Origin of the sequence: Rhizobium sp. N324 (genome assembly GCF_001664485.1) — a bacterium.
GTDB lineage: Bacteria > Pseudomonadota > Alphaproteobacteria > Rhizobiales > Rhizobiaceae > Rhizobium.
Genome location: NZ_CP013632.1, coordinates 238,387 through 259,755 on the forward strand (window position 1 = coordinate 238,387; position 21,369 = coordinate 259,755).

A 21,369-nucleotide genomic window follows, 5' to 3' on the forward strand; every position below is an offset into this window, starting at 1 on the left:
TATCGCCTCGGTTTCGTATTGGGTTTCGGGTGGGCCATGAGTGGTTTTCTGCATACCAACTTGCACTGTCTGGCGCTCGTCGCGCGCCATCACGGCGTCGATCTTGCGCCAGAGCGCTTGCAGCATGATTATGCCGTCGGCAACGATCCCGTTGCCGTGCGGCAGTTGCTGCGCATGGCCAAGGATGCCGGTCTCAGAGCCCGGCATCTGACACTCGACTGGCGATCCCTGTTTCAGCTCGGCGAAGCCTTCCCGGTCCTTGCCGAACTTTCGAACGGCAATTGGGTGGTCATCGCCGACGCTGTCGGGAGCGGCGAGGATGAGAGAATTCGCGTTCTCGATCCGCTGGCGTCACGCGCCGAAGCGATGATGCTGAGCGAAGAGCAATTCGCCAAGGCCTGGCTCGGATCGGTGGTGCTGCTCAAGCGCAACTATCGCATGTCGGATGAGGACCGGCCCTTCGGCTTCCGCTGGTTCATCCCCGAAATTATCCGACAGCGCAGCTTCTTCCGCGACGTGGCACTTGCCGCCTTCGTGCTCTATGGCCTGGGGCTGACGACACCGATGTTCTTTCAGCTCGTCATTGATAAGGTGCTCGTGCATCAGAGTTATGCGACGCTGACGGTTCTGACGGCAGGCATTGCGGTGGCGCTCGTCTTCGACGCAACCTTCAGCTTCCTGCGCCGCTATCTGCTGCTCTACGCCACCAACAGGATCGACATCCGCGTTGCGACCCGCACCTTCGGCCATCTGCTGAACCTGCCGATCGCGCTCTTCGAGCAAGCCTCGGCCGGCGTTCTCGTCAAGCACATGCAGCAGACGGGGCGTATCCGCGAATTCCTGACGGGCCGGCTGTTCCTGACGCTTCTCGACGGCGTCTCGCTCTTCGTCTTCGTGCCGATCCTGCTTCTCTACAGCGTCAAGCTGACGCTTGTGGTCCTCGGCTTCGCAGCGCTCGTCGGCCTCGTGGTGATGATGCTCGTCGGGCCGTTCCAGCGCCGCCTGCAGGCACTCTACCAAGCGGAGGGAGACCGGCAGGCATTGCTGGTGGAAACCGTGCACGGTATGCGCACCGTCAAATCGCTGGCACTGGAGCCGCGCCAGCGCAAGGTGTGGGACGACTATTCGGCGCAATCGATTTCGGTGCGGTTCCGGGTCGAGAAGATTTCGACCATCGCCCAGGCGATGACCGGGCTGCTGGAGAAGCTGATGAGTGTCGCGATCATCGGGCTTGGCGCGCTCGACGTGTTCTCGGGCACGATGACGATCGGCGCGCTGGTCGCCTTCAACATGCTCGCCGGCCGCGTCTCCGGACCGCTCGTGCAGATCGTCACCATGGTGCATGAGTATCAGGAAGTGGCGCTCTCCGTGCGCATGCTCGGCGAGATCATGAACCAGCGGCCGGAGCAGGCGGGCCGCGGGCGCGGTGTCCGGCCGCATCTGCGGGGCCACATCGAATTCGACAAAGTCACCTTCCGCTACGCCCCCGACACCGCGCCGGCGCTCGACAATGTCTCCTTCGCCATTCCTGCAGGCTGTGTCTTCGGCGTGGTCGGCAAGAGCGGCTCGGGCAAGACGACGATCACGCGGCTCATCCAGGGGCTCTATCAAAGCCAGGAGGGGCTGGTGCGCATGGATGGTTACGACAGCCGCGAGATCGATCTCGTGCACTTAAGAACCAGCATCGGCGTCGTGCTGCAGGACAATTTCCTGTTCCGCGGCTCGGTGCGCGACAATATCGCCGCCGCCAAGCCCGATGCCAGCATCGAGGAGATCATGGAGGTCGCCCGCATCGCCGGCGCCGAGGAATTCATCGAACGGCTGCCGCGCGGTTTCGATACGATGCTGGAGGAAAATGCCGCCAACCTCTCCGGCGGCCAGAAGCAGCGCCTGGCGATTGCCCGCGCGCTGATCACCGATCCGAAGCTGCTGATCTTCGACGAGGCGACAAGCGCGCTCGACCCCGACAGCGAGGCGATCATTCGCGAGAATCTGAGCCGCATTGCCGCCGGCCGCACCGTCATCATCGTTTCGCACCGGCTTTCAACGCTGGTCGATGCCGATGCCATTCTCGTCATCGATCGCGGCAAGGTCGCCGATATCGGCCGGCACGATCAACTCGTGTCGCGCTGCATGACCTATCGCCACTTGTGGGCCCAGCAGATGAGGCAGGTCGCATGAACGCGCACGCCAGAAAATCCAGTGAAAACCTGCCGGTTCCGGCAGACAAGCGCCCCTCGGACCACGGCCCCTCCGGCAAGGGAAGGCAACTGACCGCCCGGCCGCCGCTGCCGCCGGCGATCGCGGAATTCCAGTCCGACGCCGTCGAGCTCGAGGAACGCGCCCCGCCGCGGGTAGCGCGCATGACGCTCTACTGCGTGACGGCGCTGCTGGGCGCGGCGATCACCTGGGCCTCGGTCTCCTCGATCGATGAGGTGGTGATCGCGCCCGGCAAGCTCGTCACCACCCAGCCGACGATCGTCGTCCAGCCGCTGGAGACCTCGATCATCCGCACGATCGAGGTGAAGGCCGGCGAGGTGGTGCATGCCGGGCAGACACTCGCGACCCTCGACGCCACTTTCAGCCAGGCCGATGTCGACCAGCAGCAGGCGAAATTCTCCGCACTCGACGCCCAGGTGAAGCGCATCGAGGCGGAGCTTGCCGGCGACGATTATACGAAGATGGCGGGAGATACGCCCGACCAGATGCTGCAGGCGCAGCTCTTCGGCCAGCGGCGGGCCTTCTACGTGGCGCAGCTGCAGAATTTCGACCAGCAGATCGCAGGCCAATCGGCCGCTCTTGCGGCAAGCAAGAACCAGGAGGCGGTGCTCAACGACCGGCGCGACGGGCTCTCGCAGATCGAGGCAGCGCGGGAGCGGCTCTATAACAAGCAGAGCGGCTCGCTGATCACGCTGCTCGGCTCGCGCGACGCCCGCCTCGACGTCGAGTCCGACCTCACTGCCGTGCGTGGCAAAGCCGACGAGGCCGCCCACTCCTATGCCAAGCTGAGGGCCGACCGGCAGGCCTTCATCGAGGATTTCCGCCGCGCCGCGATGGAGCAACTGGTGGAACTGCGCGGCCAGCGCGACATGGCCGACGAAGAGCTGAAAAAGATGGAGCTGCGCCGCAACATGGTGGCGCTGACCGCACCCGCCGACGCCGTCGTGCTGGACCTCGCTCAGCGCTCCATCGGATCGGTGGTGCGCGAAGCCGAACCGATCGTCACCCTGGTGCCGATCAACGTGCCGCTCGAAGCCGAAGTTTCAATCAACACCCGCGACATCGGCCGCGTCGCCGTCGGCAAGGAGGCGCGCATCAAGCTCGACGCCTATCCTTTCCAGAAATACGGCACGGCCTCCGGCACGGTGCGCACCATCAGCGAGGACACGTTCCTGACCGGCCAGCAGGACCAGACCGCCACCCCCAGCCAGCCGGCCGCGCCCTTCTTCAAGGCTCGCGTCCTGCTCGCCGATACGAGGCTGAATGCTTCGGATATGCCGGTGCGGCTGCTTCCCGGCATGACCGTTTCCACCGAAATCAAGGTCGGCAAGCGCACGGTGATCTCCTATTTCCTCTATCCGTTGCTGCGGGGGCTGGATAATGCAATACGCGAACCGTAGGACGCGACGGATCCGGTCGGCTCAGAACGAGATCCCGAGCGCCCTCGCAAGTCCTCGATCCGGCTGACTTCATGCCCGCGCCCGTCCCCGGCGGCGGTGATCCTCAACGCCCCTCGCGCCGTCTAGTGCGCCAGAAGGACCGGCATGTCAGCCTTGCACAGGAATTCCCGAGTGACGCCGCCGAGGATAAACTCGCGAAGCCGGGAGTGGCCAAATCCGCCCGCTACCAGGAGATCCGCCTTCCGTTCGAGTGCGGCCGCTTGAAGGGCAGCCGCCGGGGAACCCCCGCCGGCCTCGATCGATACGTCTTCTACCTCGAACCCGGAGTGCCTCAGCGAGGCTATCAGCAGCGATCGGTTCGCCTCGTCGATCTGCTTGTCGTCGATCACCGAGATGACCTGCATCTTCGTCAGCCGTTCGGCGAATATTCGGGCGCAGGAGATCGCTCGTGCCGCGGTCGCGCTGCCGTCCCAGGCGATTGCAATGGTATCGACGCGACCGCAGACGCGGCTGGCAGGAAACAGGATCAGTGGACGGCCGCTCTCGAGCAACAGCGTCTCCGAAAGCTGGCGAGAGAGTTCCGAAGCCTCCACGATCGACAGGTCGTGGCTCCTGGCGATTCTCGCGAAGCTCTCGAAGACGAACGGCTCCCTGGCGTCGAATCCGTGAATTCTCACCTCGACGCTGCTTTGCGAGACCGCGTCGGCAATATGCTCTCGAAGCGAGGCTCCGCTGTCGCGGCTATAGCCTTCCGCTTGCGCCCGCCATGAGTCTACATCGACCACCGTTGGAAACCGCGGGTGGATCGGCGGGACCCGTACCTGCGGGATACTGGCGAGGAGGTCGGCGCCAATCTGGCGGGCGAGGTCGATCGCGTTGTCAACGATGGTGAAGGAGCTTGCGTCGGGATAAGTTGACAAAGGGAGATGGAATTGCGGTTTCATGCCGGCCTCCTGAGTTACACCTCCGCCATGATGCATCACGAGCCGAACTTCGCATTGCGCTTGGTCAAAGCAGCCCTCTGAAGAACTTGTATAATCGCACCATTCTAGCAGTGGAGAGCACACCATGCCCATGACGCTGACGGAAATTACCCCGGCGGAGTGCTACCGCCTTCTCGAAGGCGCGCGCTTCGGCCATCTCGCCTGCTGCAACGCCGGGCAGCCTTATGTCGCGGCAATCTACTTCGCTTTTTCCAATGGCGTCGCCTACAGTTTCACGATGCCGGGCAAGAAGCTCGACTGGATGCGGGCGAATGACAAGGTCTGTCTGCACGTCGAACATCGCCTTAGCGGTGACGGGTGGACGAGCGTCGTCGTCGAGGGGCGGTTTCAAGAGTTTCCCGACAGCGACGCGTGGCGAAGCGAAAGACTGCACGCCTGGTCGCTACTTCAAGCGCATTCCGACTGGTGGGAAATCGGTGCCATGAAACCGCACGAACTTCCAATGCTCGAAGGGTCTCCGCATGTCTTCTACGGCATCGCCGTTACGGCCGTGTCCGGTCGGAGCGCAACCAGAACAAATTGATGTCGGACCGCAGACGACGATGTCTGCAACCCGTCCGGGCGGAATTGCGCGTGCCGACTGACCCACAGCTGCTCTGAAGCAGGGAGGCCCCTTTTGAATTCCATGGTCGTTGCAAGATTTGCATTGGCGCTGTCCATTGGTCTTCTGGTCGGGCTGGAACGGGGCTGGCGGGAGCGGGATTCTCCGGCAGGGAGCAGAACCGGGGGCATCCGAACCTTTGGCATCTCGGGATTGCTGGGAGGTATAATGGCGGCCTTGGCCAACGCGACCGGGTCCTCACTGCTCCTGGCTTGCGGCTTTATGAGTTTTGCCGCCGTCTTCGGACTCTTCAAGCTGCGGGAGGCTTGGGACGACGAAGACTACAGCGTCACCTCGGTCATTGCTGCGCTATGCGTTTTCGGACTCGGCGCTCTGGCGGTCGATGGCGATCCCGTCGCCGCGGCGGCAGGCGGCACTGCCCTTGCAGCCATCTTGGCAAGCCGCGACATTCTTCACGCCTTCCTCCGGCGATTGACTTGGATCGAGCTGCGGTCGGCTCTTATGCTTGCGGTCATGACGGCCGTCATACTTCCGCTTTTACCTAACCGCGATGTCGGTCGGGCACTGACGGTGAACCCCTTCGAAGTATGGCTTTTCACCGTCTTGACCGCGACCATCTCTTTTGCAGGCTATATCACCGTACGCCTGTTCGGCGAGAGGAAGGGCACTTTGATCGGGGCAGCCGCCGGCGCCTTGGTTTCGTCGACGGCAGTGACGCTAACGCTGGCTCGTTCCGCCAAGGACGGAGCGGAAGTTCGCAGACTTGCCGGAGCTGCGTGTTTGGCGGCCACGGTGTCTATTCTGCGCGTGGCTGGGCTGACCTTGATCGTTGGTCCGGCAGTCCTGCCGAAGATAGCGCCTGTGGCAACGGTCGCGGCAGTGGTTTTCGCCTGCATGGCCGTGTTCTTGACGAGGGCGGCACACAAGCGGGACGCCGTCGACGTCTCGGCCCGCAACCCCTTCGAGGTCCGCTCGCTTTTCCTTTTTGCGACGATATACGTCCTGGCTCTTTCTGCGAGCAAAGTGCTGGTCGCATACCTGGGGGATTCTGCGGTCCTGTTGGCCTCGATCATCTCCGGCAGCTTCGACGTCGACGTCGCAGTGTTGACGGCTCTACGCCGGACCGACCTCCAGGCTTCGGACATCGTCGTCCACGCGGTACTGGGCGCCATGGCTGCAAACGCAATTGGCCGCGTGATACTGGCAGCATCCGCCGGTCCTGCCCGGTTCACCACGCTTTACGCCGCCACCACGACAATGGCGATCGCTTTCGGCTTCATGGTTTTCATCTGGAATTCCCAATGATCGCTCGTGCGGGTCAGACATGCGACGCTAGCTGATGTGATTGTGCTGAGAGGCAGCCGGCGCTCTTCCGCGCGATTTGGGGGAACGACCGCCGTCCACCGGGGTTGCTGCTTGACGCCCCACACAGGCGACCTCACACTCGCGGTGTCGAAGGTGAGTCGGACAGACTGTACCGTCTTTACTTCCGCTGCTCACCGGAGCAGGAGTGGCCAGCGAGGGCTTTGGTTCGCACGCCGACCGACATCGGCCGGTGGCAAACAGGATCGAGGTTGACTGGGCTCGAACTCGCATCCGCTCCGATTTTGCTTGTGAGGTCGCGCCGTGGATAAAGGCTTATCAGCAGTCGATCCTCCTCGCGACATCCGGCGTCGGCGCTGGAATTCCCTGTTGCGGAGCAACAGCCGCCAGCTGCTTTGGCCCGCGCTTTTGATAGGCGTTTTGCTTCTTGCAGGCATCGTTGTTTTTTACGGTGAAATTCACCACAGCGAAGATCCGGTCGAGCCCTTTGAAGAGCGAGGTCTCAACAAGGCTGCCCGATCCTCTCCGATAACCGTCGGCCCCGACACGGCGGCTCCTTCTCCTCTCCCGCCAATGTCTATACCGCTGCGGCTGATCGAGGTCCCGAAGCCGGAACTGGCAAGTCAGTTCCTGCGGATGTGGCGCGTCTCGGGTGCGAATATTTGCGGTGCTCTTCGAGAGGCCGACATCGAGATGAGCGATTGGAAAGCCGCATCGATGCGCAATCGCAGCTATGAATGTTATTTTCAGCGCATCTACCAACGGGACGAGTTGCGTCCCCTCAGCTCCACCTTCCTCAAGGTTCGTGGAAATGAAATCGGCGATATCGTCGAGATCCGCGCCAAGATCATCGGGCCGACCACGGACGCCGAGGGGCGTCTCGCCCCGGCCGTCCTGCGCATTTTCGAGATCATTGTGAAGCAGGCGTGCTGGCCCGATTTCGAGGATGCGCTTGTGTCGATCCAAAACCTCCGAAATGTCGAATATGAACGATTCGGCTCCTATCTTAGCTTCACGCGCGAAGCGGGCAGCGGAAATAACTTCAATTTTGTCCTTGGCCTTAAGGCGACTTCGGATTCGCAGGTGAGGACGAAGACGTATTTTACGCCAGAGCGCTGGCTGGAGACAACAGATCCCCGCCTCGCAAACAGCTTGGGCACGTCGATATCGGCCAATTGCGCTCAATGACGGTGGGTGGCCTCTGCCGGCGCTCTCGCTCCTCCCGTCGCCTTCAAGCCGTCGAAACGGCAGACAGTCGCCGCCCACGTTGCGGGTCGATCGTCGCGTCTGGTAACCTCAACTACCGAGGCGTCAAGAACAACGGAGATGTCCAAATTCGAGATTGGTCCCGCTGGCGCGCCGTTATGAACAACGGATGTTCGCGTTCCGGATCGAGCGTCAGGTCGCGCAGCAATATTTCACCCGCAAGATCTCTCGGCAGCGGTTGGTCCGTAACCCTTTCCACGATCAGGCGCAACTCGACGCCCGGCAGATCGAGTGTGACCGAGCCCTTGGCAATGAGATCCTTCCCATTCAGCTCAAGCCGTGCTTCGGGGGCATGCACATGCGGTGGCGGCTGGAGCGGGTCGCCGATCTTGCTGTAGCCATGAAGGTCGGCGGCAATCGTGATGTGAGCGTTATTCAGGTCGGAAAGCTTCAGCTCGATCCCGTCGACATCGCCATGTGTTGCCGTTCTAAAGCCGAGCGTGCCGAGCCCGGTGCGCCATACGCTTTGTTCGGGGTGGTCAAAGCCAACTCCGCGCGCATCGAGAAGCGCCGCGCCGGTCACGGCGACCGCGCCGCTCCAATAGGCGGCCCGGTAGCGATCCTTGATGCGGGCGCCGCCGAAACGGATGCGCAGGCTGCGTTCGCTGAAGCCCGTCTCCGCATGCAGATCGCGTCTCCACACGAGGCGATCGCCGTCATAAAGTTGAATCTCCTCCCAGCCGGCCTGGCCGAGCAGGCGATAGGAGAGCGGCTTTTCGGGTTCGGCATCGAACACCTCGCCCATGAAATGCTGTCCTTGGGACAGAACAGCAAAACTGCGTTCGCCGGTGGTTGCGAAGGTGCGCCGCGCCCGGAGTGCGCTGCCGACGCCGGCCCGGTCGAAGCGGTCGGCGATGACGCCGGTCAGCCCGCCGCGCGAACCGAAAGTTCCGGTTGCCGGTGCGCCGCCGCCGCATCGGCCCTGATGCTCGTCGCTTGCCGCCGAGGCGCCGACCCTGTATCCGCGCGCGAGCGCTTCGGTGTAGAGCCAGTGGAACTGTCCCCAGGCGGACCCAATTTCGATGAGCCGTTCCAGCTCCGGATGGTTCCAATCCAGAATGCAGCGCCGGCCGCCCACATGCGGGATCAGCAAATGGCCCTCCGGATCGTCCTCATAGGCGGCATGGAGCCGGTCGACAGGCCAGATGCCGGGTCGGATGGTTCCGGCCGTCGTCTCGTTCCATTCGAAAGAGCGAAGTGACCGCCCCTCTTTGTCAAACGGGAAGCGGGGTTTACCGTCGCGTAGGAAGACGACATTGCGGTCGCCGCCGGCTGCGGAGTTGCCGCACCATTCGGTGCCAGGATAGCAGACGAAGCGGCCCGGCTCGTTGAGGCCATGGATAATCTCCACGGCCTTGTCCCAATTCTTTTCGGTGATGTTGAAGTCGTTGACGGTGTAGCCCACCACGTCAAGCCCGGCGATGTCGCGTCCATAGGTGAGGTTGTAGGTTGCGTCGTTGGTGCCGACGGTGTCGTCGGAATGGACGTGCAGATCCGCATAGAGCGGACGCAAGGCCTCTTCTTCACTCTGCATATAGGCGACGGCCGCGGTGACGAAGGGTTCGTCGTCCAGCCGTGCTTCCAGTTTCCACTCGCCGGTTTCGGTGAAGGAAAGGCCGGAAATCCGCGCGAATGTCCAGTCCGCTGTTGCAAGCGCGATCGGCTCCGTGCGTTGGGTCGCGTCTGGAGCGGTGATCACCAGCGTGCCGCGCAGATTGCGGTCGCGGCAGGTGTTTCCCCATATGTCGTCGACGCGTACGATCGCGTCGAAGGATTGATCAAGGCCAACTAGGCGCGGCGCTATGATCTGAAGGGCGTGGGGCTGGCCGGCCAGGATTTCGAGTTTGCAGTCGCCCGGCACTTCGGCAAATTTCGAGCTGCCCAGCGGGTCGATGAACAGCCGGAATTGGAACGCCTTTTCCACGAAGGTCTGCACGCGCGTACCGGCGCCGCCCTGGCGCCGATCGCCGAGTCGAATGACGATCCTGTCGCCGGGATTGATATAGCCATCGACGACATCGATGATGATGGCCTTCTGGAAGGGGCGCTCGTGTCCCTTCTGGTCGAAGCGTACCTTCAGCGCCTGCACTGTCGCCGGGCTCTGCCCAGGGACCAGCGGCCCGGCGTGATATTCGGCGGAAACGTAGTTGGCGCCCGTCGGGTCCGTCGTCTGGAACAGGGCCCAGTCGGAATAGAATTTGAAGGCGAGCTTCAGCCATGCGCCATCGGCAAGGCCGACAGCGCCAACCTCATAGACGAGTTCCAATTCGGTCCAATCGCCGGCAATCAGCGTCGGTCGCTGACAGGTGAGACGGCCGAGGAAGGGTAGCGTGTCGAAATAGTCGGCAAGGCCCGCTGGGGAATGCACGGCGGCTTGAGACGCCTTGTGCTGCAAAGTCTCTGTCATGGGAGAAATCCGTTATTGTCCGCGCCAGCTTTCGTAGCGGCGCTCTATCCGTCGAAATACGAGGCTCTCCATAAGCCACGCTGTGAGTCCGATCAGCGTGATGCCGAGAAGGACCTGCGCCGAATTGCCGACCTGTCCGCCCATCGCGACCATCCAGCCGATACCTTGGGAGGCGCCGATCATCTCGGCGGCGACGAGCGCCCGCCACGCCTGGGCGAAGCCGATGCGCAATGCGGCGGTCAGGAAGGGGAGGGAGGCAGGAAGATACACATGGGCCAGCAGTTGAAACCGATTGGCCCCGAGAATGCGGGCTGCGCGCACCTCCCCGCCGCCGATCGAAAGCACGCCTTCCTGGATTGTCACGGCCATCGGGAAAGCCGATGCGATGAAGATGACCACGGCGATCGACAGATAGCCGAGGCCGAAGAAGATCAGGGAGAGCGGCGCCCAGGCGATTGGAGGGATGGCCATGAAAAGGCCGAGCAAAGGCTGGACGAACTCACGGAACGGCCGCCAAAGTCCGGCAGACACGCCGATGAGCACAGCCGCCAGGATCGCCGCGCCGAAGCCGCCGAATTCACGCAACAAGCTCGCCAGAAACTGGCGGCCGAGCTCGCCGGATTGGATCCAGCGCAGTCCCTCTGCTGCCACCTCCCAGGGCTGTGGCAGCACATAGGATGGCACCCTGCTGGCTGCGAGGCACCACACGGCAAGCAGGAAGGGAAGCGCTGCCCAGCGCCAGGACGGCTGCGGAAAACGCAGCCGCGCTGTGAATGTCTTCATCGATCGGATCTCACCGCTGGGCGGCCGCTTTGGCGGCAAAACTGTCGTCAACGATGTCGTCGACATCAAGCGGTTTGTTGAGGATGCCAAGATCGACGGAGTAATTGATGAGCCGCTGGATGAAGGCGCGGTCGGACGGCTCGATTTCTGCGGACCAGCCAAGGCGTTTCCTGGCCTCGGCGACAATCGCTTCCGGCGGAACGACGGTTCCGTCCGCGGCCTTCACGGGCTCCAGCTTAAAACTCTGTGCGATGATCCGATTGGCCTCCTCGGGATGCTCCCGCAGAAAGGCGACGGCTTTGGCATTGGCCCGCAGCAGCTTGACGAGATCGTCCGGCCGCTCCTTCAAGGTCTTTGAAGGTGCTGCAACGACATACCATGGATAGCCCGGAAGAGCGCCGTTCACGTCGAAGACGACACGGCCCGTGCCGCGGAGCACCGACTGGCTGATGAAGGGCTCCCACGAGAAGGCAGCATCCACGACCCCTGTATCAAGGGCGGCGTTCATATTGCCCACCGGCATCTGCGATAGTTGGAGGTCGGCGTCGGGATTGAGGCCGGCAGTCTCCTTCAGGACGAAGCCGCGCAGCAGCACGTCCATGCCGCTGCCTCTGCTGACGCCGGCGAGCTTCTTGCCCCTGAGGTCTGAGAGCGACCGAATCGAGCCGTCGGCCCTCGCGATCAAGGCTGCCTGGCCATAATTCACCTTGGCGATGATCTTCGCTTCAAGCCCGCGCGCGGCCCATTGATAGACGGGCGGGGCGCCGATATAGGCCACGTCGATTTCCCCTGCCGCCACCGCCTGCTGAATGACGGGGCCATCGCCAAAGCCCTTGAGCTCGACGTTCAAACCCTCTTCCCGAAAGTAGCCTTTCTCTTCGGCGATGAGAGCCGGCGCGTTCGCCATGGCCTGGACCCAGCCGATACGAAGCGGCCGGGATTCCTGCGAAGCGGCGGGCCAGGCAGCAGCGAGTGCGAAAAGGGCTGCAGGTAGAATGCGTTTCATCGGATTTCCCCTTCAGGTAGCGGGTTGATTGCTGGTCATGACCACGGCGATCTGCTCGGCGAGGCGTTCGCGCAGTTCTGTGAACGAGGGATTGGCACGCGTGCCTCGCTGGTCGCGAGGGCGCGGCAAATCGATTTTCACTTCGGCCGTGATACCGGTTGGAGGCAGGCCGAGAACGAGGACCCGGTCCGCCAGATAGATCGCTTCGTCGATGTCATGCGTGATGAACAGCACGGTCTTGCCCAAGCTCGACCAGATGCGGAGCAGTTCGTCGTTGAGGGCTGCGCGCGTCATGGCGTCGAGTGCTGCGAAAGGCTCGTCCATGAGCAGAAGGCGTGGCTCAAGCGCCAGCGAGCGCGCAAGGGCTACGCGTTGACGCTGGCCGCCCGACAATCGGTGCGGCGGCTCTTGCGCCTGTTCTTCCAGGCCCACAAGCCGTAGAAAATGCAGGGCGATCGCCCTTTGCTCCTGCGGCGTTCCCCGGCGATTCATACGAAGGCCGAAGCGGACATTTTCCAGCACGCTCAGCCAGGGGAAAAGGTTGGGGGACTGGAAGACATAGCCGAGTGCGGAATGTTCCGGCGCAACCGGCGCGCCGTCTATGGTGATACGACCCGATTGCGGGCGCAGGAAACCGGATAGAAGATTGAGCAGTGTCGACTTGCCGCAGCCCGACGGACCGAGGATCGCGACGAATTCTCCCGGACGGGCTTCCAGCGAAAATTTTTCGAATATGCTGCGTCGGCTTTCGGGATAGGCGAAACCCATGCCAGTCACCGAGAAGGTGGCGCCAGGTGAATGCTGCCGAATTGGGGAAACAGATGCCATATTTGCGTTCGAACGAGCTGGGGTTGGAATTGCCCTGAGTTTTAATACATTATAATACAGGTTATCAACGTGGGGCCTTCCCTTGTCCGGCGGCAAAGGAGAACGCTGTTCCAAAGCTGCAAGAGTCCGTGGTCTTTTTAACCCCGATGGAAATGAGATGAGCCTGATACGCAACAACCCGGTGGCGATGTATCTCCAGATCGCCGATCGCCTTCGTCGCGAGATCGCCGAAGGAACATTCGAGCCCTCCGGACGGTTGCCGTCGGAATCGCAGATCATGGTGCGCTTTGACGTCAGCCGCGTCACCGTCCGCCTCGCGCTCGATCAACTGGATAAGGACGGGCTGATCGAGCGCAGGAAAGGCAAGGGGACTTTTGTGGCCGGAAAACAGGTCCGCCATCAGATCGATACCCTGCGCAGTTTCCACGAGTCGCTGAAAGTGCAGGGCTTCGATGCCACGATGCGGATCGTCGAGCTGACTGCGATTGAAACGCCGCCGGCGTTTGTCTCGTTGTTTGGAGCAAAATGCGCGCTGTTGGAGCGTCTTCACATGGTGGACGACGAGCCCATTGCCTTGGGTCGAAGCCTCCTGCCCGCCGTCATGTCGGAACTGGATTTGAAAACGGCCGAACAACGGCCGACTTATGCGCTCCTCAAGGACAAAGCCGGCGCCGATATTGTCTCCGCAGAGATCGCCATCGGCGCGCGCGCAGTGCCGCCCCGCATCTCATCCTTGATCGGCGCAGCCGCGAATGCGGTTTTGCTCGTGCTCGAACGGACCTCATATTTCGATCATGGCGCTTGTGCCGAGTGGTCGGAGTTCTTCATCCGACCCGAGCGATACAAATTTGTCCTCGGCAATCGAACGGCGTGGTCGACGGCTACATGACGTTCGTCGCTACTGACGCTGTGCCGGAGCCGGATATACAGCAGATGGAAGGCGAGCCGGCAAGCAGCTGCATGCGGCGCAACGCTCACACAGCGGCTTAGCGGTCGTTACGGCAATCGCCGGCTATTATCCATCGCAGCCCATCATGTTGGTTGCAGGCGAAGAACTCAAACACAGAGACCGGCGCCAAAAATGGACATGTTCATCTGTCGGGCTGATCTCACGCTGATGCGTATCGATGCATTTTATTATAGCGGGCGTATTGCCAGATTGCCTGAAATGACATGAGCTTCATCAAAACGACAACGGCCAAGGCGATACCGTAAGGTATGGGATGGCCGTCTGGGATATACCGAAAAAGATAGAGACGCACGCAAACACAAACGACCAGTAGCGCATAAATGGGATATATGAACGAATAGATGCGCCACCAGACGACCGATCCCACCTGGATTCTTGCTGCAAAGAGGCAGACAACTGCGCATTCAGGAAATGACATCAGCCAATCAAACCATTCTGCCATCGAAAGTGGCGACGGGCTGAAATAGGTTTGATGTACTTTGTCGATTTGGCCGAATAACACGGCTAGCGCCAAAATCCACCAAATGATTTGAGACTTCCTGCTCATATTGAATCCGCAGCGTGCGATATCCTTTGTTCGCGGGCTACCATCTCATTCAACACGCAAAGGCAGATGAATAATCCAATTAAACCTTTACCGAAAAGCCCCAGTTGAGTCCGCGTTGGGATGACAGGACAGGCACAATTCCGCTCAGATAGTTGACTATCGCCTGCGCCGAATGGTCGGAGTTCTTCCTCCGGCCAGGGCGATACAAATTTATTCTCGGCAATCGAAGTCCGTCTGATCGCGCACTTGTTCTTCGTCGCCAGGGAGGAAAACCGAGCCGGCAGCTTGTGACCACTATCAAGGGCGTTAAGCGTCGAATGCCCGTCGTTTGGGAATCGAGATCAACGCCTTGAAGTGAGTTTCAATCCTGCCTTCGCGGCTGGCGTCCTCGGCTTCCCAGCCAAACTTCCACGCGTCGTGACGCGCAAGCCAATCCCCGAGAGCGCCGGTATCACCGGTGGGCAATCGATGGGCCGCGAGGTATGGGTTCTCGTGAGCCTTTAGTCCGAGCACCCGTGCCCTTGAGCCCGCTTCCTGCAAATCGATCAGCTCTTCAATTGTCATACGCGCCCCCACGATGTCAGCGACGGTAACATGGTGGCTCGCGCATGCAAGCGATTGCTAAATAATGGGTTAATTTGGGACAGTCGTGAGGCGAGAGCGCGTGTTTCCTGAGGTAATGGTGAGGATTGCCGCGTCACCGAGAGCGCGGTAAAGCGTCAGCGCACTCAACCCGTCTACAGTCGCCATCTCGGACAAACGTCTCGGCGGAAATCAAATTTGCAGGCTAAAGCGACCTGAACATGTACGATATCATTCTTCTTTTCCTCGCTGGCTTGTTGGCAGGCAGCATGAATGCGCTGGCCGGTGGCGGGTCGTTCGTATCCCTGCCGGCGCTGATATCGGTCGGAGTGCCGTCGGTTGCCGCAAACGCGACGAGCACCTTGGCCTTGTTTCCAGGCGGTATGACGAGCTCGTGGGTCTACCGTGACGGGGTCAGGAGTGTGTGCGGCATCAATGTAATGCCTATCGCTATCGTGACAGTGGTGGGTGGTGTGGCGGGAAGCGTGTTATTGCTTTTGACCCCATCCAGGATTTTCGATGGGATCCTGCCATGGCTCTTGCTGGTGGCGACATTGATGCTGGCTGCAGGTCCGAGGCTCAGCGCAAAGCTCCGGACGCAGGCACGTCCGAATTTTCTGGCCTTCGCAACGGTTCAATTCTTTCTCGGTCTTTATGGCGGTTATTTTGGTGGCGCGGTGGGCCTTATGATGCTTGCGGCATGGAGCGCGCTCGGGGGCGGGGACATCAAGAGCCTGAATCCGACAAGAATGGTGATGGTAACTGCCGCAAACGCGGTCGCCGTCGTCGTCTTCGTACTGGCCGGGGCAATCGTATGGCAGGAGTGCATTCCGATGACGATCGGGGCCGTTATCGGCGGGTGGATCGGAGCGCATGTCGGACGAAGGCTGCCGGCATCGGTCGTCCGGGTGCTAACGCTTGCGGTCGCCTTGCTGACGACGGCGGTGTTCTTTTCACGCGCTTACCTGTGAGCGGGGATCCTTCCGGCAGTTTATACGCGTATTCGCCAGAGCTCGAAATGAGGCGCACCTGACGAACGATCCATAAGGTTACGAGCGTCGCCGCCCAAGGCCGAGCGGCGTCAGACGAGGTAGGGTATCCGCGCCTCCGTCTTCATGGAGCAGTTCAAGGCAATGGCGCTTCAAATGCGAAAACTCGGGCGAGGCGACGATATCGGTCGAGCGCGGCCGCGGGAAGGGGACGGTGATCTCTTCGTGAATGCGGCCGGGCTGCGCCTTCATCACGATGATCCGGTCGGCGAGCAGCAGCGCCTCGTCGATGTCATGCGTGACGAACAGGACGGTCTTGCGGAACTGCTCCCATATGGCAAGCAGCAGTTCCTGCATTTTCAGCCGCGTCAGGGCGTCGAGCGCGCCGAAGGGTTCGTCCATCAGCAGCAGCCGCGGCTGATTGACGAGGACTCGGGCGATTTCCACCCGCTGCTGCATGCCGCCGGATAGCTGGGCCGGATAGCGATCGGCAAAACCGTTGAGGCCGACGAGGTCGAGCATCCTCTGCGCCTCGCGCCGGCGCTGTTCCTTGCCGACGCCGCGCATCTTCGGTCCGAAGGCGACATTGTCGCGCGCGCTCTTCCAGGGAAACAGGGTGTGGTGCTGAAAGACGATGCCGCGTTCGGGGTGCGGGCCGCTGACCGGCGTGCCATCGACATCCAATCTGCCGCCGGCAATATCGATATGGCCGGCGAGCGCGCCGAGAAGCGTCGATTTTCCGCAGCCGGAGGGGCCGAGCAGGCAGACGAATTCGCCGGGCCTGACGGAGAAGCTGACATCCGAGACGGCTTCGAAAGCGGCCTTTCCCTTGCCGAGGCGGATGGAGACCTGCTCCGCAACGATCCTGCCGGTCTCCGATCGCACCAGGCGCTGATGGCTGTTCATCGTGCCGCTTCCTTTTTCTGCCAGGGGATGAGCGCGTTGCCCAAGGCACGCAGCAAGGTGCTGCTGCCCATGCCGAGCACGCCGATCACCGCCATGCCGACGATGATCTCAGGGTAGTTCTGCAGGGTATAGGCTTCCCAGGTGTAGTAGCCGATGCCGAATTGGCCGGAGATCATTTCGGCGGTCACCAGACAGAACCACGAGGTGCCCATGCCGATGGCAAGGCCGGTGACGATGCTGGGCGCCGCGCCGGGAAGGATGACCTCGAACAGCATTGCGCGGCGGGTGCTGCCGAGGCTCTTTGCGGCTGCGATCAGGCGCGGATCGACGCCTTCGACCCCGTGGACCGTATTGAGCAGGATGGGGAACAGGGCGCCGGTGAAGGTGATGAAGATCATCGACAGCTCGGACGACGGAAACATCAGCACGGCAAGCGGTATCCAGGCGACGGCCGGGATCGGCCGCAGGAGTTCGAGCGGCGCAAGGAGGAAATCTCCGACCTTTCGCGACCGGCCGATGATCAGGCCGCAGGCGATGCCGGCAACGGCGGCGATCGCATATCCGGCAAACACCCTTTCGAGGCTGCTGGAGACATGCGCGATGAGTTTCGGCGACTGGAGGAACCCCAGGGCGGCGGCGAACACATCCACCGGCGAAGGCACGTTTTGGAAGGTGACCAGGCCGAGATCGAGCCGCAGGGTGGAGGCCATCTGCCACAGGAGCAGGCAGATGGCGATGGACCCCGCGCGGCGCAGCCAAGATCCGTAGTCAGGGTGCGTCCACGTCGTCATTATCGGCCTCAGTTGCTGGCCACGACGGAAGATTTGGCGCTGGCGAAATCGAGCACGGCGCCGCCATGCGCCTTGGCCCAGCTCTCGGCGCTCTCCTTGAGCAGGAAGGCGCCGATCTCGCCCTTTTCGTCACGAACGAACCAGGCCTGATTGCCGAGCAGCTTGATGCCGCTCTCCCGATCCTGCGCATAGAAGACGCGGATGGCCTTGCCTTCGCCTTCGAGCGCCTTCAAGGCTTTGAAGGCATTTTCCGCCGTGGCGTAGTGGCGGACGAGCGGCTCGTCCTTGACCCAGATCTCGGCGACGCGCTTCGCATCCTTGATCGGCTCGCCGGTTGCCGCGTCCTTGGCGTCGAGCGGAAGCTGATCATAGTTCTTCAGGCTTGCCTCGTAGTCGAGACCGGAGGCCTTGAAGGCGGCCTTGATGAAGCGGTCGTCGATGAATGTGTCGACGTCGAGCCCGCTATCGGCCTTTTTCAGATATTGCAGCGTTTCGATCGCGGTGCCGACAGCCTGCCGGTATTCCGGCTTCCAGGTCAGGTCACGGGTCTGGAGACCGAGCGGACCGTGGAAGAGATAGTCCACCTCCGCTTCTACGCCGGTCACCTTGGCAATCAGTTCGCTGTATTTTTCCGGCTCCTTGGCGATGAGCTGGTCGGCTTCGAGTGCGGCGCGCAGATAGGCGGTGACGACCTCGGGATATTTTTCGGCATAATCGGCATCGACCAGCGCGCCGTGGAAGGTGGGGCCGTTCGCCTGCGAGCCGTCATAGATCTTTCGCGCGAAACCCCGCCATGGGTAAAGCTCGGCAAAGGGCACGAAATCGGCATGCGCCTCGATCTGGTTGGCCTTCAGCGCGCCGCCGGCGACCTCTGGCGCCTGGGCGATGATGTTGACATCCTTTTCCGGATCCCAGCCCTGAGCTTTGATGGCCCGCAGCAGCAGGCCATGTGAGGTCGAGGCGAAGGGAACCGAAATCGTCTTGCCTTTCAGTTCCGAGATCGACTGGATCGGAGAATCCGTCGGCACGACGATGCCGTTGCCGCTTCCCTTGACGCTGCCGGAGAGGACCGAGATGAACAGGCTCTTGCGTCCCGCCTTCAGATGCGCGAGGCCGTTGAAGGAGCCGGGGAAATCCGCCATCACCCCGAAATCGAGTTTGCCGGCGATCTGCTCATTGGTGATGGGCGCGCCGCTGGTAAAGTTCTTCCACTGGATGTCGTAGGTGGCATCCTTGTATTTGCCGTCATGCGGCAGGTATTTTTCGAGAAGGTTGAGTTCCCGGATCAACAGGCCGCCGGTGGCGGTGTTGATCGTGGTGTCTTGCGTTCCGATGGCGACGCGAATGGTTTCCGCCTGCGCCGTGCCGAGGAAACTGGTCGCAGCCAAAGCTGCAGCTGCCAAAGTTAAGCGAAAATGCATCGTGCCACCCCATCTATTGCCCGTCGCCTCGCGGCGGGAAAATCGTTGAATTCCAGTCGTGCAAATTTATGTGGCGAGGCCTGTGACGGCGGAAGCAATTAATTTGCATTGCCGGAACGCCAGTCGTTGGCCGGACATAGGACCTCTGAAGGCAGGTGCGGGTATCGCCATGCTTAAGCAAATAGTTACAGAGGGTTATCGCCAGGCCGTTTGGATAAGCGTGCGGGTGGTGCGGCGATAAACGACCCTTTTTAGCGCTGAATACGCAATTATATTTCTTTATAATCCATAGATTTTATATCTATTAACCCACTCATTCGACACCAGAGAGGCGATCGACGATGAGCCTGGATTTTGAAATCGCAAAGTCGGAGCCGAAGCGCGGATTGCGCGACGCAGGCCCCGAGCTGTCCCCGCAGGTCATCCTGCCAGGCCCGCAGTCATTGTTTCTCAGCGAGACGGTCGACGGGCTCGACGAGGGGTCGCATTTCCTCGATCCGCTGAAGCTCGAAGAGTGGGCCACCCTGCGCAGTCACGGGCGGCAGCTGACCTTCTCAGCCGGCGAAACGATCTTTACCCAGGGCGACCGACATGGCGGCGTCTTCATCATCGAGCGCGGCTCCGTGCGCGTCTTTTATTCGGCGCCGTCAGGCCGCGAGATCACATTGGCCTACTGGACGCCGGGCAATTTCATCGGCGGACCTGAGATGACCGGCGGCGGCACGCATATCTGGTCGGGCCAGGCGCTCGACGATTGTGAGATCCTGTTTCTGCCCGGCTCCGTTCTGCGCAAGCTGATCGTCGAAATGCCCAATTTCGCGCTCTGTCTTATCCAGGGTCTGGCGTCGAAGGGCAAAAGCTATTCCGCCATGGCCCAGATGCTCGGCACCCGCTCGGTCATCGAGCGGCTGGCACAGTTTCTGATGAATCTCGGGAAGCTGCATGGCGTGCGAGACGGGCATGCCGTCATCATCAATGCGAAGGTGACCCACGACCAGATCGCCGCCATGGTCGGCTCCACCCGGCAATGGGTGACGATGATGATGAAGCGTTTTCAGAAAGAAGGCTTGCTGACCGTCACGCCTCGGCACATCCGCATCGAGCGGCCGCATCTGCTGATGGCGATGGTCTCGAAGGGCGGCGCGTAAGACGCCGCCCGGTTTTTCCTATCCCAGACGGGTAAGCGCCCAGCGCACCGTCTTGCGGACATCGGGATCGGGATCATCGGCATGCGCGGCAAGCGCGTCCCGGGCGCCGGGGTTGCCGATCTCGCCGAGTGCCGCCGCGGCCTCCTTGCGCAAGGTGGGCATGTCGCTTTCGAGCAGCGGCATGATCCGGGGCAGAGCGGCATTTGCCTTCAGCTTGCCGAGGGCGCCAAGCGATTTCTGCTGCACCTGCCAATAATCGTCGGAGAGCGCCCTGGCGAGCGCTTCGACCGCCGAGCCGTGGCCGATGCGGCCGAGCGATTCCGCTGCCGCCGCCCGGACCTGCCAGTTTGCATCGCTGAGAGCCGCCGCGACCGCCTCGGCCGCAGCCGGTTGCGCGGTAAAGGTTAGGGCATTGACCGCTGCGGCGCGCACGTCGGCATCCTCGTCGCGCGTTGCCGCAATCAGGGACGGGATCGTCGAGTCGAGCTTGAGATAGGCGATCGTGCCAAGAGCTTGCACCCGCACTGCCGCGTCTGCGTCGCGTAGCGCAATCAGGGCGGGGCCGAGCGAGTCCTGCAGCCGCAGTCCCTTCAATCCACGAAACGCCGCCGCGCGCACGAAGGCGCTGGCATGATCGAGCAGAGGCAACAGGCTGCTGCCGGCCTCCGGATGCTTCAGCTCCGCCAGGCCATCTGCTGCGGCTTGCGCGACGGAGGGTTCGTCGTCGACGACCAGCCGTGCCAGCCCGCCGGCAGCACCGGCGCCATCGAACTCGCCAAGGGCGATCGCTGCCTGAAGGCGGACCTCGCCGCTTGCATCGCTGGCAGCGTCGATCAGGTGCGGCAAGGCCTCGGGGCTTGCGGTTTCGGCAAGCTCGATCACCGCAAGGCGGCGAATGGCGGCATCCGGATCCAGCAGGCGTTCGGCAATGGTCTCGATGTCGCCGAAGGCTTCGAAAGGTTCAAAGACACTCATGATCAGCGCAACAGGTAGGGAATGTTGACGGTGACGGCGCCGGTCGGGCAGTCCGTTTCGCAGGGCATGCAATACCAGCATTCATCGAACTTCATATAGGCCTTGCCGGTCAGATCACTGATGCGCAGCACGTCGAGCGGGCAGACGTCGACACAGACCGTGCAGCCCTTGTCGGCGATGCATTTGGCATCGTCGACGGTCACCGGGACTGTGCTGGGGGAGAGGGCGAGTGGCATGGATC

Annotated in this window: 20 protein-coding genes; 8 read left to right on the top strand and 12 right to left on the bottom strand. The window is 61.8% G+C overall.

Annotated elements, in window-relative coordinates:
* Positions 1 to 36: 36 nt before the first annotated feature.
* Positions 37 to 2,181 (top strand): peptidase domain-containing ABC transporter, encoded by a 2,145-nt coding sequence (locus AMK05_RS24835; RefSeq protein WP_064842309.1) that lies wholly within the window; start codon positions 37 to 39, stop codon positions 2,179 to 2,181.
* On the top strand, positions 2,178 to 3,620 hold the full coding sequence (locus AMK05_RS24840; RefSeq protein ID WP_064841963.1) for an HlyD family type I secretion periplasmic adaptor subunit: 1,443 nt from the start codon (positions 2,178 to 2,180) through the stop codon (positions 3,618 to 3,620). The genes AMK05_RS24835 and AMK05_RS24840 overlap by 4 nt, the downstream gene beginning before the upstream one ends.
* Positions 3,621 to 3,742: 122 nt before the next feature.
* Here AMK05_RS24840 and AMK05_RS24845 read toward each other — a convergent pair whose 3' ends face one another.
* Entirely contained in the window at positions 3,743 to 4,564 is an 822-nt protein-coding gene (locus AMK05_RS24845; RefSeq protein ID WP_064841964.1) for a universal stress protein, read from the bottom strand.
* A 124-nt stretch (positions 4,565 to 4,688) separates the two neighbouring features.
* Between AMK05_RS24845 and AMK05_RS24850 the strand changes: the two genes are divergently transcribed.
* The 3 genes from AMK05_RS24850 to AMK05_RS24860 all read left to right on the top strand — a co-directional run bounded on the left by AMK05_RS24850 (position 4,689) and on the right by AMK05_RS24860 (position 7,697).
* On the top strand, positions 4,689 to 5,147 hold the full coding sequence (locus tag AMK05_RS24850) for a pyridoxamine 5'-phosphate oxidase family protein (RefSeq protein WP_064841965.1): 459 nt from the start codon (positions 4,689 to 4,691) through the stop codon (positions 5,145 to 5,147).
* Positions 5,148 to 5,249: 102 nt separating this feature from the next.
* Positions 5,250 to 6,491, top strand: coding sequence for an MgtC/SapB family protein (locus tag AMK05_RS24855; protein ID WP_064841966.1), 1,242 nt, complete (start codon positions 5,250 to 5,252; stop codon positions 6,489 to 6,491).
* Positions 6,492 to 6,812: 321 nt separating this feature from the next.
* On the top strand, positions 6,813 to 7,697 hold the full coding sequence (locus AMK05_RS24860) for a DUF6030 family protein (RefSeq protein ID WP_171899854.1): 885 nt from the start codon (positions 6,813 to 6,815) through the stop codon (positions 7,695 to 7,697).
* Between the two features lie 112 nt (positions 7,698 to 7,809).
* Here AMK05_RS24860 and AMK05_RS24865 read toward each other — a convergent pair whose 3' ends face one another.
* From AMK05_RS24865 to AMK05_RS24880, 4 genes are read right to left on the bottom strand one after another with little or no spacing between them, the layout of a single operon-like run.
* Positions 7,810 to 10,182, bottom strand: a complete 2,373-nt coding sequence (locus tag AMK05_RS24865) for a hypothetical protein (RefSeq protein ID WP_064841968.1) — start codon at positions 10,180 to 10,182, stop codon at positions 7,810 to 7,812.
* 12 nt (positions 10,183 to 10,194) lie between these two features.
* The gene (locus AMK05_RS24870; RefSeq protein WP_064841969.1) at positions 10,195 to 10,965 is read right to left on the bottom strand and encodes an ABC transporter permease; all 771 of its coding nucleotides are present in this window, start codon (positions 10,963 to 10,965) and stop codon (positions 10,195 to 10,197) included.
* 10 nt (positions 10,966 to 10,975) lie between these two features.
* A complete protein-coding gene (locus AMK05_RS24875) occupies positions 10,976 to 11,971 on the bottom strand; it encodes an ABC transporter substrate-binding protein (protein WP_064841970.1) in 996 nt (331 codons plus the stop codon).
* 12 nt (positions 11,972 to 11,983) lie between these two features.
* Complete coding sequence (locus AMK05_RS24880; RefSeq protein WP_064841971.1) at positions 11,984 to 12,799, bottom strand: ABC transporter ATP-binding protein; 816 nt, start codon at positions 12,797 to 12,799, stop codon at positions 11,984 to 11,986.
* A 157-nt stretch (positions 12,800 to 12,956) separates the two neighbouring features.
* Between AMK05_RS24880 and AMK05_RS24885 the strand changes: the two genes are divergently transcribed.
* Positions 12,957 to 13,688: a GntR family transcriptional regulator gene (locus AMK05_RS24885; RefSeq protein ID WP_064841972.1), complete on the top strand. Its 732-nt coding sequence runs from the start codon at positions 12,957 to 12,959 to the stop codon at positions 13,686 to 13,688.
* 220 nt (positions 13,689 to 13,908) lie between these two features.
* Here the strand turns inward: AMK05_RS24885 and AMK05_RS24890 are convergent, their stop codons facing one another.
* Together AMK05_RS24890 and AMK05_RS24895 are read right to left on the bottom strand one after the other, a co-directional pair.
* Positions 13,909 to 14,316, bottom strand: a complete 408-nt coding sequence (locus tag AMK05_RS24890; protein ID WP_064841973.1) for a hypothetical protein — start codon at positions 14,314 to 14,316, stop codon at positions 13,909 to 13,911.
* Between the two features lie 306 nt (positions 14,317 to 14,622).
* A complete protein-coding gene (locus tag AMK05_RS24895; RefSeq protein WP_049732732.1) occupies positions 14,623 to 14,880 on the bottom strand; it encodes a CrpP-related protein in 258 nt (85 codons plus the stop codon).
* A gap of 239 nt (positions 14,881 to 15,119) precedes the next feature.
* Between AMK05_RS24895 and AMK05_RS24900 the strand changes: the two genes are divergently transcribed.
* Entirely contained in the window at positions 15,120 to 15,869 is a 750-nt protein-coding gene (locus AMK05_RS24900; RefSeq protein WP_049732731.1) for a sulfite exporter TauE/SafE family protein, read from the top strand.
* Positions 15,870 to 15,947: 78 nt separating this feature from the next.
* Here the strand turns inward: AMK05_RS24900 and AMK05_RS24905 are convergent, their stop codons facing one another.
* Genes AMK05_RS24905 through AMK05_RS24915 form a run of 3 tightly spaced genes read right to left on the bottom strand, consistent with a single transcriptional unit; the run spans position 15,948 to position 19,005 of the window.
* The gene (locus AMK05_RS24905; RefSeq protein WP_064841974.1) at positions 15,948 to 16,793 is read right to left on the bottom strand and encodes an ABC transporter ATP-binding protein; all 846 of its coding nucleotides are present in this window, start codon (positions 16,791 to 16,793) and stop codon (positions 15,948 to 15,950) included.
* Positions 16,790 to 17,584, bottom strand: a complete 795-nt coding sequence (locus tag AMK05_RS24910) for an ABC transporter permease (RefSeq protein ID WP_064841975.1) — start codon at positions 17,582 to 17,584, stop codon at positions 16,790 to 16,792. The genes AMK05_RS24905 and AMK05_RS24910 overlap by 4 nt, the downstream gene beginning before the upstream one ends.
* 8 nt (positions 17,585 to 17,592) lie before the next feature.
* Positions 17,593 to 19,005 (bottom strand): ABC transporter substrate-binding protein, encoded by a 1,413-nt coding sequence (locus AMK05_RS24915; protein WP_064841976.1) that lies wholly within the window; start codon positions 19,003 to 19,005, stop codon positions 17,593 to 17,595.
* Positions 19,006 to 19,346: 341 nt separating this feature from the next.
* Here AMK05_RS24915 and AMK05_RS24920 point away from each other — a divergent pair, with 341 nt between their 5' ends.
* On the top strand, positions 19,347 to 20,153 hold the full coding sequence (locus AMK05_RS24920; protein WP_082935736.1) for a Crp/Fnr family transcriptional regulator: 807 nt from the start codon (positions 19,347 to 19,349) through the stop codon (positions 20,151 to 20,153).
* Positions 20,154 to 20,171: 18 nt separating this feature from the next.
* Here the strand turns inward: AMK05_RS24920 and AMK05_RS24925 are convergent, their stop codons facing one another.
* A complete protein-coding gene (locus tag AMK05_RS24925) occupies positions 20,172 to 21,128 on the bottom strand; it encodes a HEAT repeat domain-containing protein (protein ID WP_064841977.1) in 957 nt (318 codons plus the stop codon).
* 2 nt (positions 21,129 to 21,130) lie between these two features.
* A complete protein-coding gene (locus AMK05_RS24930; RefSeq protein ID WP_064841978.1) occupies positions 21,131 to 21,364 on the bottom strand; it encodes a 4Fe-4S dicluster domain-containing protein in 234 nt (77 codons plus the stop codon).
* Between the last annotated feature and the right edge of the window lie 5 nt (positions 21,365 to 21,369).